Below are 13,717 nucleotides of genomic sequence, written 5' to 3'. Positions count from 1 at the left end.
AGGCTATGCACACACCCTTTATCCCTGCTTTAGGGGAGATACCAAGGCTTGGGGGAAAAACTCAGCGTCTGAATATTGTAAGACGGGGTTCCCGCTAGGATGAGCGCCGTGCGGCTGGTCTGTACATCCTCCTCGGGGCCGGAAATAATGATTGATCTATCGCGCCAGTTTCCGTAGCTAGCTGCAACCTCGCCTGCTTGGCCGGTACGGAATATGTGGAGCCCGCGTGGTGCTGTGCAGTATTTGCTGGGCTGGACCCACCATGCGTCAGCGTTGTTTTTGACAATAGGAGACACTGAGAGCCAAGGAGCTGTGGCAGCTAGCTGCCACAGGCCGGCAAGCTCGTAGAGCTCTCCAGGATAATCTGCCCCGAAGAAGAGATGGACTCGTGGAGGATCGGACTGCGCCATGAGATCCAAGATGATGGGGCGCAAACTGGCTAGACCAGTGCTGTGTGCGATGAGAAGCAGGTCAGTGTCTTGTGGAATATACAGGTGGCCTTCTCCCAATCCGAGGAGCCAGTCGTCACCTTCTCGCGCCGTGGTAAGTGCTCCGGTGGGGGTGGTTAACTCATCGCGCAGTATATGAAACTCGATGTGACCAGATTTGTTAGCGGGAATGGCTGGGTACAGATACCGCCAATGCCCATTGAGCAGCTCTGTAGTGACTTGGAGAAAATCACCATGGCGATAGTCGATAGTCTCTTCTGTGATAAGCCGTACCACGGAGATTCTGCGACTACGACGTTCCACTTCTACCACTGAGGCTCTGATTGGCTCGCGGGGATTGCTCGCCTTATTTAAGTCGGCTGCGAGTGAAGTGATCGCTTGTTCCGCTGCAAGGACCTTATCTAAAGGGAGGTCGGCGCACATGGTTTGCAATGCACTCCGAACCGCGCTGGCCAGTGCAGTGTAGTGATGGAAGCCTCGGGCGTCGAGTAGCTTCGTGTGCTCGAGGAACTTCTCTTTTACCGCGTCGGATATTTTTCCGTCGCTTTCTAGCCCACCTATAAGCGAGATTACCGTAGGGGTAAGTTGCTCACTAGGGGCAATTGTGGCGCGCGCGTAGGGGTTGCTGTGATAGAAGTTGGCAAATACCTGCGTGTGAAACGCGTCTTTGTTGTCAAGGAGAAGCTCCGTGATAGATCTGTGATCTAGCATGGACCCAGCTTAAACTAAGCGAACGCTATTTGGTATGTATCAACTAAAAAAGTTGTTGGGATACACGCATGTATTTATCTGTCGTTCCACGCTTTTTGTCTCAAGAAAAGACGCTAAAAAGACGTGGTAAGCGACCAGAATGCGATCGCGCACAGGATGGATATGAGGGGAACGACGGCGAAAAACAGCCAGAGCAAGTTGCTGTTGTCATAATACGTGGGAGATTCTGCTCTGTTAGAGACTGAGCTTGCTTTGTTGTGTGCAAGGTCGGCTGTATCTTGATCGAAATCGGCGACCGTAATCTCAAAAGTGAAAGCGTTGTCTGGGGTTTCTGCGTCGCATTTATAAACGAGGACGAGATGTGTATCGCCCAGATGAGCGGTGGTGGGCACGTGTACCCGGAATATTTCGGAAAATCTTGTGGTGCTGGGTTCGTGGGTAACCCACACTGGTTCGATGTCGTCTGAATCTTTGATTATGGTGCAGATCGGGGAGTCAAAGAAGACTTCCTTAATCGGGATGGTTTTGGATTTTCCGGGAGCCACCATGATTTTTGTCCAGGTAGCTGCTTGAAGATCTTTCTTGTGAAGCTGTTGCTCTGCTGCAACTGGCGGGCGTGTTAACTTTGGCAAGTGGTAGGAGTCTTTAAGGCTGCTAATACTATCGCTTTGCGACGGGTGCTCTATGGTTGGTTGGGCTGTTGCTTCTTCCGGGATGATCAGTCCGCTTAGGACCCCGATGATGGCTGAGATGACAAGACGATGGATTCTTGGGGCAGCTATCCTGCGGGAAATATTCGAATATATTGAATCGATATTCAACTTAGAGATTCTCCTTAGCACTGCGCTCTATTGAGTGCAGTCGAAAATATAAAAGCTGAGTCGCTTACTAATGTTGACTAAATAACATCCAAGAAAAATATACATAAGAGTTCCCCAGGTCAAGAACTTTTTGAGATTTTTTACCTGTCAAAATATTGAAAATTTGCTGCATTTAGAGAAATTGCAGTTCCTGAGGTGTTTTTAACCCCTGCAATTTTCCTGTATGCGTTGTTCTTTAACAATGAAAGTCGTGTGATCTGGCCAAAAGCGTGCCAAGACTGTGCCGGAAGTCTGTCATATTAGGCGCCTTTTTATGGCAGTGGTGATGGCTTGTTTTTGAGCATCTTTGCAATCAAAGGGAATCGGCGCGACATTTTGTTTTATGTGGGATTTTGCGGCTTGCGGGGAGAGAGGGGGGTGCCCCTGCTATTGGTAGGGCTCTAGATATTTCTTAGAGTTTTCACGGTAAGAGATATGGGGAAATATGCCTTGTGTACATGCTTTTAGTGTCGGCCGGAGGAGGAGCGAAGGAGCCTTAGTGCGATATCTGGCTTCGCCGGTGTGAAAGAAAACATAGTGTTCAAGTCCACGTTTTTCTTCTTGTGACCCTTCTTACTAGAGTGTGGAAAGTAAAATTATCGCCACACCCTTTGCATGGAGCATGGTCGAGTAGCGGCCCCATGGTTAAGCCTGCCAAGTTTGCAGGTTCTATGTGCCCTCTTGTGGGGCTTCGTGCCAAAGGACTGGAGAACTCAATACGTATATGACCTGCGCCGAAGAGAGGCTCCCTCTAAAAGCCTGCATCACAAGCGGAAAAACAGAAAAGGACAACAATGGATTACACGCCATATAGTTTGCTTATAGACGTCGGGTTTATCTCGATCTTGATGATCGTTGGCACGTTTATGCGAAGGCACTTTGCGTGGTTCCGTCACCTTCTTATTCCGGCTCCCATCACCGCTGGTCTGCTTGGTTTGCTCCTTGGCCCAGAGGTTCTGGGCATACTTAAGTTTTCGGATCGCTTGGGCGATTACTCCACCTTGTTGATCGCCATCGTTTTCGCGGCAATGCCATATTCGATGACTTTCCATGCCCGCGACGCTTCCAAAGCTCGCAACATGTGGTCGTATTCCACCGGCATGTTCTTGGGGCAGTGGGGTCTGTTCATTCTTCTTGGTCTGTTCGTCTTCAAACCATTCTTTGGCACTGAGGACTGGTTTGGCATGATGCTTCCGGTCGGCTTCGTCGGTGGCTTTGGTACCGCTGCTGCCGTGGGTGGCTCGCTGGATAGCATCGGGGCGGAGGCTGCGGCGTCGTTAGGCTTCACCTCTGCAACGGTGGGTACTCTTGCCGCGATTATCGGCGGAATTATCTTTGCAAACTGGGGTATTCGTACCGGCCGTACCAACACGCTGCCTAAAGAGCTGCCGTGGGAGTTGCGCAGTGGGCACATTGAGGATGTGGAAAAGCAGCCCTCCATCGGACGTGCCACAACCAACCCTTCCTCTATTGAGCCGCTTACCCTGCACATCGGTTTTATCTCGGTGACGGTACTCTTTGCTTACCTTGCTCAGCAGGGTGTTAAGAGCATCTTCCCCAACATTTCTATCCCGCTGTTTGCCCTATCTTTTGTTGCCGGTATCTGTGGCGTGATCTTCCTTAAGGTCATTCGTCGTCCGCGATACCTGGATCAGCAGACGGTCAAGACGGTCTCTGGTGGCGCAACTGACTTCCTGATCGCTTTCGGTATTGCGTCCATCGTGCCATCAGCTGTGGCAAGCTATATCGTTCCGCTGATTATCCTCTTTATTGCTGGCATTATTTACTGCGTTTTCTTCTTCTTTGTCATGTCCCCGGTCTTCTTCGGAGATTCCTGGCTTGAACGCGGTATTTTCAGCTGGGGTTGGGCGACGGCGGCTGTGGCTACCGGCATTGCGTTGCTCAAGATCGTGGACCCCGACCTGAAGTCGGGAACGCTTAATGAATACGGCGTGGCTTATGTAGGATTTGCCCCATTTGAGATCGGAATGACCATCCTTGCGCCGATTGCGATCCTCTCGGGATTTGCGTTTGGCTTGGGCGGATTCGCCTTGGTGCTTGCCGTAGCGATCCTTGCTATTCCGATATTTTCCGGCTGGTTGCCTAAGCGCACAAAGGAATCTAGCCCCGCGCCTGCGAACTAGGTGTTCTTAGCTTTTCGACGCTACCCTTCACCGTAGTATCACCCCGGTCAGCGGCTCTGACCGGGGTTTCTCTATGCCTTGGAATGAACTGTGCGTCAAGGCGATGCGATGACGGCCAAGGGTGCGCATTATGGAAAGTCGTGTGGGGAGATGGTTGGATCTTTTGTGGGTTAAATAGCAAAAAGTGTGTCTGCTTTTAGGGGTTGTTGCTGGTAAACCTATCTAAAACGGCTTGGAATAGCTCCCTGGGAGTTATTCCTGAATACCTGAATCCGACGTTAACGTGCGGTAGGGACTGCTGTTTGCTTAGTCAGTGACGACAAACAGACCACGATGCCCTGGTTGTGCAGGGCCGATGATGAAACCGGGCATCCAGTCCTCTACGACAAGGCTATCGGGACCAAATACACCCACAGCATCGGAATCAGAAAAGGGCCCCTCCAATAAAACAAAGCGTGTCCCCCCCGGACGACACGCCGAGAGACACACTTTTTGCGGTTTTGTCTTTTATGCGGAGAAAGCTAAAGGGTGGTCCTCACGTTAATCACGTGAGGACCACCCTTTAAATGCGCGAATCGCGGAAAAATTTAGCGGCGGTGGAAGAACTTCTCAAAAACTGGCTTGAGGAAGTGACCAATGCCGATGATTGCGGCGATGGCAGAAATAACGCCGAAGAAGATGTTCAATCCGATGGAAGTGTTGAGACCGTTGTTCAGGGAATCGTTCTCGTCGTTGAGAGAATCGATCTCAGCGGTGAGGTCGTCGTTCTTCTTCTGAAGCTCGGCATTGCGGGCTTTGAGGTCCTTTACCTCTGCCTCAAGCTGGGTGACTCTATCGGACAGAGCCTTTACCTTAGCTTCTGCCTCGGCTAGCTTTGCTTTTGTTTTCTCGAGCTCAGCTTTGAGCTTATTGAGATCGGCTTCGGTGAGCGCGTTCTTTGCTTCGAGCTCGTCGATTTCCTTTTCGGCTTTTTCTATTTCTGCGTTGAGCTCGCGGTTCTTCTGCTTGGTCGCATCCAACTCATCGCGAGAGTTCTTCAGGTTCTTGTGGAGATGGTCGACCTCCTGCTCACTAGCTTCAAGCGCGTTTGATAGCTTGCGGTTTTCTCGCTTTGTGGCGTCAAGCTCGTTGCGAGAGTTTGTTAGGTTCTTGTGGAGGTGGCCGACCTCGTATTCGCTGGCCTGAAGCTTTCCTTCGAGAGTATTGACTTCGTCCGTAAGTCCGCCGACCTGATCTATTGTTTCATTCAGGTGATCGAGGACGGTTTCAAGGAGTGTCTCGTATTCAGAGCGAGTGCATGGGCCAGATGCGGTAAGCGTAACTCGAGAACCGGTTCCGGTGAGCGGGACGTAATCTCCTGTAGTTATGCAGGACCACTTGTTTGTTTCGGGATCGAAATTGCCTTTGGTGGACTCGGAAATTCGAAGGAGCACTTCGGGGTCGCTAGCCTGGTCCTCCGCATGTGCGGCAGGAGCGACGAGCAGAGAGCCTGCAATAGCGCAGGTGAGGGCAGAAGACAGCAGCTTCTTCATAATGAGGGCATAGCCTTTCGATGGGGATTTTTCACCAGGACCTTACGGGCGCATGTGAAAATGCTGTGCCTGGCGGATACTTGGTAAACATTAAATTAACGTTTCTAAAGTGTCAAAAGTGCTGTGTAGTGCGCTTATATTCAAAAGTTTGCGGGCTTTGTTAAGTTTTACCTGTGATAAGCGGGGGTTAGCACCTTAGATAAGGTAGATAGGGATTAAGTATTTCTTTGATACGTATCCTTTAAAAATTTTCCTTATAAAAACGATTGAAGCCCGCTAGCTCTTGGCTAGCGGGCTTATGTGAAATCTTTTATCGAATAAAGCGCTCGATGAATGGCTTCAGGAATGCTCCTAGGCCGATAACTGCTGCGATGGCGGAAAGTGCGCCGAAAAGTCCTGTGAGTGCTTTGAAGATTCCCAGGTCATCACGGAGGGAAGCGTTCTCGGAGGTAAGGGTGTTGGTGCGCTCTTGGAGTCGCTTGACGTCTTTGGCTAGACGCTCTTTTTCCTCTGTGAGTTTCTCTAGTTTGTTGGCAAAGCCTTCCTGGAGGTGGTTAGTCTCTTGGAACTTGGCTTTGATCTGATCTAGGGCATCCTGGGGTAGGGTGCCTAGGCTCTGGGCCTTGTCGATGAGGTCAGAAATTTCTTGACGCTGAGTCTGCAGGGCCTGGTTTTTAACCTGTGCTTCCTCGAGTTTTTCTTCTGCCTCTAGTAGGCCGGTCGCGAGTTCGTCGGCGGACTTTTGTGCCAGGTCACGCTCGTCGGAAAGCTCTTTATAGTCAGCTTCGTAGCTGGGGATGACCCGGTGATATTCGCTGAGCTGACTGTCTTTTGCCTCTACCTCGGTGCGGAATTCATCAATTTCTTTTGAAAGCCCTTCGGAGTACTGCTCGTATGCGCTTCCGAACTTTTGATACCGGTCGAGAAGGCTTGAGAGTTTCGTAAGGAGTTCTGCGGACTCCTTGTCGTCTTGGGGGTCTTTCTTAAGTAGTTCCTCGATGGTTTTCTGGAGTTCTTTGCGCTCGGTGTCTAGTTCTTCTCCGGAAAAGAGAATGTCTTCAAAGCTTTCCTCCTGCGCTTGCGCGACGGGAGCGACGCTGATGATTGCACAGGTCAGCATGGGTGCGATGAGTTTTTTCACGAGGGGCCTTTCAGGAAATCTTGGGATGTGAATAAAAATCATGCGAGCGCCATGGCCATTCATAGGGAATAGTTAACTTAGCGTTAGCTGTGAACGGAGTAAATATATAGCTTTGTGGAACAAAGGACAATTTCATGTTTGCGCGAGCATGAAGAAAGGCTGCTACTCGCAATGGGTAACAGCCTTTGGGGAGTAGGGTGTCTAGCTCACCCAGTGTCCGACTTTGCTGAACAATTCTGGAATGTTCTTCTCTATGCGTCTAATACACATCACCTGAACCGCATAGTAGGCGGCTGCCGGGATGGCAATGGCAAGAATCGCTCCGATAATTAAGAACATCTGGGAGGAATTGAAGTATCCGATAGCTAGCAGGATCGCGCCAGGTGCTAGGGGGAACCACACTCCTATCAGGGAGCCGAAGCTGCTAAGCATGGCGGCGCCGGAATAGCCAGATTTGTCGGTCCATGGGTTGGTGCCAGGAGGGGCTGTGGGGAATGCGTTGAAAGAGGTGAAAAGCAGTCCGATTGCTGCGGAGCTCAGGAATGCGCCCAGGCTGGCGATGAAAATAAATAGTGCGAGTGTTGTATTCGGGGAGAGAATAAAAGTCAAAACCGCAGTGAAGACATAGAAAACTATTGGTGGGGTAATGGCCGCGAGGTGACGCGCGCGTAGCCATGTTTTGACAGGAGTCCCGGAAACGATGATCGACCAAATACCGGGACCGTCGTAACCGAAATCATTGGCTGCGGAGATACCGCACAGCCAAGCGAGGATAAAAATAGATATGTACAGCATTTCCGGCTGTCCGGTCAGGGCTTTGAAGATAAAGAAAGCGATCATGACTGGAAGCATGATGAGCGAGCCTAAGAGTCGGCTGTCGCGTCGGTAGTACTGGATCGCGCGGGAATAGATATATCCGCCGGCGGTGTGGGGTGCGCCGGGTACGAGGAGAGTCTGCCGCCCCTTATCTTTTTTGGTCTTGGCGGGTTGTGCCGACGCCTGTGAGGTGCCATTGGGGTTCTTGAGGTGCCCGGAGACCAGTGCTTTCCAACCCCGTATTCCTACCACAAACGTTGCCACAGTGATCAGGATTTTTGCTGCGATGACCCACCATGCGGCTCCTGCAATGAGTGAGGCAACAACGCCTCCGGCGGATGCGATGGGAAGCCAGCCAAGTACTTCTCCGGTAGGGGCTAGCGCTTCAGGCGAGACATTGTCCCAGCGTATTTGGTTGAACCCCAGGATAATGAGGAATACCAAAACCACGCCTATTATGTTTTTCTTGTCGTTGTTGGCGCGACTAGATCCGCTAATTGCTGCCTTGAGCAGTTCCGCTAGGAGGATGGCTGCGGCGGTATTGATGAGCGTCGCGACGCTCCATAGCAGGCCCCACGCTCCTGGAAGCATAAGCGTGCCGACGACTGCCGTCACCACAGCACAGATTAGTGCGAGGACACCTCGGGAGGTGAGTAGGGGGATGATGGCGAGCGCTGGCAGGATCTGCTTTGCCTCGATGGGGAGAGGTGCTAGCGTGCGCACATCGATCTGGTTTTCACCGCTCGGGATGACTGATTCGACCACGAGATAGCCGAGGCATCCTACTCCGAGGATGAGTGGTAGCACGTTCCAGCTTTGGGTCTCGGCTGCAGCGGCCAGGAGGAGGGACGTTCCTGCCAATCCGCCGAGGGCGTAGAAGCCGACCAGGATGAGCATCATGACGGCCGTGGGGTTTTTCTTAAAAAGACGTGAGCGTAGTGTGCGGTGTAGCCGCACTAATGTTGATGTCATGGGGTTTAGTCCTCGCCTTTGAGCCAGTCGAGTGAGTCGGACGATACGGCATCCCCGCCCACAAAATCGATGAACGCATCCACCAGGCTGGTACCTTGGCGCACCTCGTCGACGCTGCCCATGGTGAGTACGCGTCCGTGGTCGATGATTGCTAGGTGGTCGCAGAGACCTTCTACAAGCTCCATCACGTGTGAGGACAAGATGACGGTTCCGCCGTTGGCGGCAAAGTTTCGTAGGATTCGTTGGATTGTGCGTCCAGAAGCAGGATCTACGGCCTCTAGTGGCTCGTCCAAGATAAGCAGTTTTGGTGCGTGGAGCAGTGCGCCTGCCAGCAGGATTTTCTTGGTCATGCCGGCGGAATAATCCATGATTTGGGTATCTCCGGCGTCTTTCAGGCCTAGGGTGTGGAGCAATTCCGTGGATCGAGTTTTGATGACGTCAGGAGTCATGTTGCGCAGGCCGCCAAGGAATTCGAGGTACTCCGGGCCGCTGAGTCGATCGAAGACGGGGATGCCGTCGGCAAGCAACCCCATCTTTTGCTTAGCTGCGACGTCATCGGTCCACATATCGCTACCGGCTATCCACGCTTGGCCGGCGTCGGGGCGCAGGAGACCTGTGGCTAGGGAGATCAGTGTTGTTTTGCCGGCGCCGTTGGGGCCGACCAGGCCAAAGATGCTGCCGTAGGGAACGTCCAGGCTGAGGTTATCTACTGCGACTTTGGGGCCGAATTGCTTAAACATTCCGCGCACGGCAAAGGCTTGACTTGTGGGGTCGTCGTTGAGCGGAGGGAGATGAGGCGTGTGAGAGGTCATAAAGACAAAGATAGTTGAGGTTTTGCGGGGCGGGAGTGGGGTGGGGGTGCCATCCGTAGAAAAGTTGAGTCGCCTCGACTCAAAAAATTTTGACTTGAGTGGAACAAACTCAACTTTGTGTGCGTTGGAGTAAATGACTAGAGATTCACAACCCACCGACAGAGCTCTGATACAGGCAAGAGGCGGTGGTTACAGAACAGAAGGTCCATGAAAGGAAAAATATGAATTCATTCAATCCAACAACTAAAACGCAAGAGGCTTTGCAGGTTGCGCTGCAGCAGGCCTCGTCGCTGGGCAATCCGGATATTCGCCCAGCTCATTTACTTGCAGCGATCTTGGGCCAGGAAGATGGCATTGCGGTGCCGGTTTTGCGTGCTACGGGCGTGGACCCGCAGGTGGTGGCGCAGGAGGCCAATGCGCTTGTGGCAGGGTACCCCAAGGCTGAGGGCTCTGGGATGGCAAATCCCAACTTTAACCGCGAAGCTTTGAACGCGCTGACCGCTGCGCAAGAGCTGGCTGGCGAATTAGGCGATGAGTATGTGTCCACTGAGGTGCTGCTCGCTGCGATTGCTCGGGGCAAGTCCGATGCTGCGGAATTGCTGACTAAGCGAGGCGCTACCTATGACGTTATTAAAGGTGTGTTCCCCTCTGTGAGAGGAAGCAAGAAGGTGACTAATCAAGACCCTGAGGGGCAGTTCCAGGCTTTGGAGAAGTATTCCACTGACCTTACGGCCCGTGCTCGTGAGGGAAAGATTGACCCTGTTATTGGGCGTGACTCTGAGATCCGTCGTGTGGTTCAGGTGTTGAGCCGTCGCACCAAGAATAATCCGGTTCTTATCGGTGAGCCGGGCGTGGGTAAGACCGCGATTGTAGAAGGTTTGGCTCGCCGGATTGTCGCAGGCGATGTGCCGGAGTCTCTGAAGGGGAAGACCCTGATTAGCCTTGACCTTGGTTCGATGGTTGCTGGCGCCAAGTACCGTGGCGAGTTTGAGGAGCGCCTCAAAGCTGTGCTTGATGAGATCAAGGCAGCAGAGGGCGAGGTCATTACCTTTATTGATGAGCTGCACACCATCGTTGGTGCGGGCGCTACCGGGGATTCCGCTATGGATGCCGGCAACATGATTAAGCCGCTGCTGGCTCGTGGCGAGCTGCGCTTGGTGGGTGCCACCACCCTCGATGAGTATCGCAAGTACATCGAGAAGGATGCTGCTTTGGAGCGTCGTTTCCAGCAGGTCTTTGTCGGCGAGCCATCTGTGGAGGACGCCATCGGTATCCTGCGCGGACTCAAAGAGCGCTATGAGGTGCATCATGGCGTGCGTATTCAGGATTCTGCATTGGTAGCTGCGGCGACTCTTTCGGATCGCTACATCACGTCGCGTTTCTTGCCGGATAAGGCGATTGACCTGGTTGATGAGGCCGCTAGCCGGCTGCGCATGGAGATCGATTCTTCCCCGCAGGAGATCGACGAGCTAGAACGCATCGTGCGACGTTTGGAGATTGAAGAGGTCGCGCTGGGCAAGGAAACGGATGCAGCGTCGCAGCAGCGTTTGGAGAAGTTGCGCCAGGAGCTTGCCGACGAACGCGAGAAGCTCGGTGAGCTCAAAGCCCGCTGGAACAATGAGAAGTCTGCAATAGATAAGGTGCGCGAGGCCAAAGAGGAATTGGAACACCTGCGTTCTGAGTCCGAGATCGCTGAGCGCGAAGGCGACTATGGCAAGGTAGCCGAGCTGCGTTATGGCCGTATCCCGGAGCTGGAAAAGCAGGTGGCTGAGGCTGAAGCCCATACCACTGACACCACGATGCTCTCGGAGGAAGTTACTCCGGATACCATCGCGGACGTCGTCTCTGCATGGACTGGTATCCCTGCGGGCAAGATGCTTCAGGGCGAGACCGAGAAGCTTCTACACATGGAATCCGAGTTGGGTAGCCGAGTAGTGGGCCAGCTGGAGGCCGTGGAGGCGGTCTCTGATGCGGTGCGCCGTGCGCGCGCTGGTGTGGCTGATCCGAATCGTCCGACTGGCTCGTTCCTCTTCCTCGGTCCTACAGGTGTGGGTAAGACTGAGCTGGCCAAAGCTTTGGCTGAGTTCATGTTTGATGATGAACGTGCGATGGTACGCATCGATATGTCTGAGTATGGGGAGAAGCATTCCGTGGCTCGGTTGGTTGGTGCCCCTCCCGGATACGTTGGTTACGACCAGGGCGGCCAGCTCACCGAGGCCGTGCGCCGGCGTCCTTACACGGTAGTGCTTTTCGACGAAGTGGAGAAAGCTCACTCCGACGTCTTTGACATCCTGCTGCAGGTGCTCGACGAGGGCCGGCTTACCGACGGCCAAGGTCGCACCGTCGACTTCCGAAACACCGTCCTCATCCTCACCTCCAACCTGGGAGCCGGTGGCACCCGCGAGCAGATGATGGATGCAGTCAAGCGGGCCTTTAAACCAGAATTTGTTAACCGCTTGGATGACGTAGTGATTTTTGACCCACTCTCAGAAGAGCAGCTGACCCACATCGTGGACATCCAGATCGCTCAGCTGGCACACCGCCTTTCGGCGCGCCGCCTGACTCTGAATGTCTCGGATGCTGCCAAGCTGTGGCTGGCTGAACGCGGTTACGAGCCCGCTTACGGCGCACGTCCATTACGTCGCTTGATCCAGCAGGCGATTGGCGACCAGCTAGCTAAGAAGCTGCTGGCAGGTGAGATCCGCGACGGCGATACCGTGCACGTGGATGTGGCCGATGGTGGCGGGGCTTTGGAACTGGCGAAGGGCTAAAATCTAGCCTGAGGCCTAAGGTGTGCCTCAGATCTATTGCAGGCGCCTAGTTTAAGCATCGCCGAGGATAAGTCATTTCTTGTTGTTCCAGGACAAGGAAGACTTCCTCGGCGATGCTTTCTCTTTACTTACTAAAGTTTTTGCGCCACCAAGCGATGAGCAAAACAATAGTGAGAACGGCAGCCGCAAGAATTGCCCACATCCACCACTGCATGTTCATTCCCGAGCCTTCTTCAAACACTTTTTCTTCCTGCGGATCCATGGGGACTTGATGGCCTTGCACGAGAAGACGGTGTGTGTTGATTCCGTACGGTGTACACGTGACCAAAGTGATGAGGTCTTGCCCTTCAACCCTTTGGAGCGCATCTGTCTCCTCAGGCAGGACCACACTTATGTGATCAACTTGATACTTAAGTTTGTGTCCGGCCGCGGCGATATAGAAGGCATCGCCTTCTTTGACCTTGTTCAGGTTGTCCCACAACGTAGCGTTCTGTAGTCCGGTATGCGCAGAAAGCACAGAGTGCCGATCGACGCCTCCCACTGGTAAGTCAGTTCCGTATAAGTGACCTACGCCTCGGCTTAGAGAGCGTTCCCCCGTGCCATGATAAATGGGTAAATCAGAACCGATGGATGGGATAAGTATGCGGCCCATAGCATCGGTTTCAGCGAGTTGGGAGAGATAACTGCGATAGCGTTGATAGGCAGGGGAATTTTCATCAGTAGTGTCGTTCCATGCATCAAGAACGCGGTCGCTCACCAGCCGTTCTGCATTATAAGCCTGTGCCGCATTCCATGCAGTGTCTAGTACTTCTGGAGGCGTTGATTTTTCCAATTTGGAGTATTCATCGGCAGCTTTCAATTGGGCATAGTTATTCCACTGCGTGGATATGACGGGATAAAGCAAAACGCACAGACCAAGAAGGATGATCAAAAGTGCGACGAAAGCGTTGCCTTTGCTCTGCTTTTTCTTTTTGTGGGCCAGTTCTTCTTTAGCATCTGCGTGCTTGACCATACATTTACCTCAAGTTCGCCATGTGCTGGCTAAAGCTCAGCATCTAGGCAACAAATCTAGGCACTGTGAGCAAAATCTAAAAATTAGCAACATATAATTAAAGGCGTATGCGAAAGGAATATCTAAAAACTTGAATTTTCTTATTTTTTATTTAAATTGTGCGCAATCTACTTGAGGTATTTTTTAGAATTGGGGGATTTTTTGCAATATGGTCAAGGTTTGCAGTTTTTCATGTTGGGGAAGTCTGATTGTAAAGATTCAAGCCTCCCCCGAAAAGGGTAGTTGTTATATCAACAAAAGCTTAGAGTAGGGACAATTTATTAATGTAAATTTCTTGTCCTACCTACATGCTTTTTATAATTTAGTACTTATTTTTTCTATTTATGGCGAGTTGATATTAGAGACCTATTTTCTATGAAATTTCGCGATAGGGCTTTCATTGTTGACTGGGATAAAGTCAAGCCCGGCGATTTGATTCGTGGGTATCAAATCCTCTG

General features: G+C 52.2%; 10 protein-coding genes. 2 read left to right on the top strand and 8 right to left on the bottom strand.

Annotated elements, in window-relative coordinates; all coding sequences use genetic code 11:
- Positions 1–29: 29 nt before the first annotated feature.
- Together CULFRC11_RS09740 and CULFRC11_RS09735 are read right to left on the bottom strand one after the other, a co-directional pair.
- A complete protein-coding gene (locus CULFRC11_RS09740) occupies positions 30–1,160 on the bottom strand; it encodes a ferredoxin reductase domain-containing protein (protein WP_023636397.1) in 1,131 nt (376 codons plus the stop codon).
- Between the two features lie 113 nt (positions 1,161–1,273).
- On the bottom strand, positions 1,274–1,981 hold the full coding sequence (locus tag CULFRC11_RS09735) for a hypothetical protein (protein ID WP_023636396.1): 708 nt from the start codon (positions 1,979–1,981) through the stop codon (positions 1,274–1,276).
- Between the two features lie 833 nt (positions 1,982–2,814).
- On the opposite strand from CULFRC11_RS09735, the gene CULFRC11_RS09730 reads away from it, so the two are divergent.
- Entirely contained in the window at positions 2,815–4,164 is a 1,350-nt protein-coding gene (locus CULFRC11_RS09730) for a sodium/glutamate symporter (RefSeq protein WP_023636395.1), read from the top strand.
- A 306-nt stretch (positions 4,165–4,470) separates the two neighbouring features.
- Here the strand turns inward: CULFRC11_RS09730 and CULFRC11_RS11130 are convergent, their stop codons facing one another.
- From CULFRC11_RS11130 to CULFRC11_RS09710, 5 genes are all read right to left on the bottom strand, one after another.
- Positions 4,471–4,608 carry a hypothetical protein gene (locus CULFRC11_RS11130; RefSeq protein WP_196229953.1) on the bottom strand — a complete coding sequence of 46 codons (138 nt, stop codon included), beginning with the start codon at positions 4,606–4,608 and terminating at the stop codon, positions 4,471–4,473.
- A gap of 143 nt (positions 4,609–4,751) precedes the next feature.
- Positions 4,752–5,696 (bottom strand): hypothetical protein, encoded by a 945-nt coding sequence (locus CULFRC11_RS09725; protein ID WP_023636394.1) that lies wholly within the window; start codon positions 5,694–5,696, stop codon positions 4,752–4,754.
- 310 nt (positions 5,697–6,006) lie between these two features.
- Entirely contained in the window at positions 6,007–6,837 is an 831-nt protein-coding gene (locus tag CULFRC11_RS09720) for a hypothetical protein (RefSeq protein WP_038621029.1), read from the bottom strand.
- A gap of 201 nt (positions 6,838–7,038) precedes the next feature.
- The gene (locus CULFRC11_RS09715; protein ID WP_023636392.1) at positions 7,039–8,625 is read right to left on the bottom strand and encodes a hypothetical protein; all 1,587 of its coding nucleotides are present in this window, start codon (positions 8,623–8,625) and stop codon (positions 7,039–7,041) included.
- Between the two features lie 5 nt (positions 8,626–8,630).
- A complete protein-coding gene (locus CULFRC11_RS09710; RefSeq protein ID WP_031270648.1) occupies positions 8,631–9,437 on the bottom strand; it encodes an ABC transporter ATP-binding protein in 807 nt (268 codons plus the stop codon).
- 221 nt (positions 9,438–9,658) lie between these two features.
- Between CULFRC11_RS09710 and clpB the strand changes: the two genes are divergently transcribed.
- Entirely contained in the window at positions 9,659–12,208 is a 2,550-nt protein-coding gene (gene clpB / locus CULFRC11_RS09705; RefSeq protein WP_023636390.1) for an ATP-dependent chaperone ClpB, read from the top strand.
- Positions 12,209–12,332: 124 nt separating this feature from the next.
- Here the strand turns inward: clpB and CULFRC11_RS09700 are convergent, their stop codons facing one another.
- Positions 12,333–13,220 (bottom strand): class C sortase, encoded by an 888-nt coding sequence (locus CULFRC11_RS09700; protein WP_023636389.1) that lies wholly within the window; start codon positions 13,218–13,220, stop codon positions 12,333–12,335.
- Between the last annotated feature and the right edge of the window lie 497 nt (positions 13,221–13,717).

It is taken from the genome of Corynebacterium ulcerans (assembly GCF_000767685.1).
GTDB lineage: Bacteria > Actinomycetota > Actinomycetes > Mycobacteriales > Mycobacteriaceae > Corynebacterium > Corynebacterium ulcerans.
This window is presented reverse-complemented; position numbering and strand designations above follow the sequence as displayed.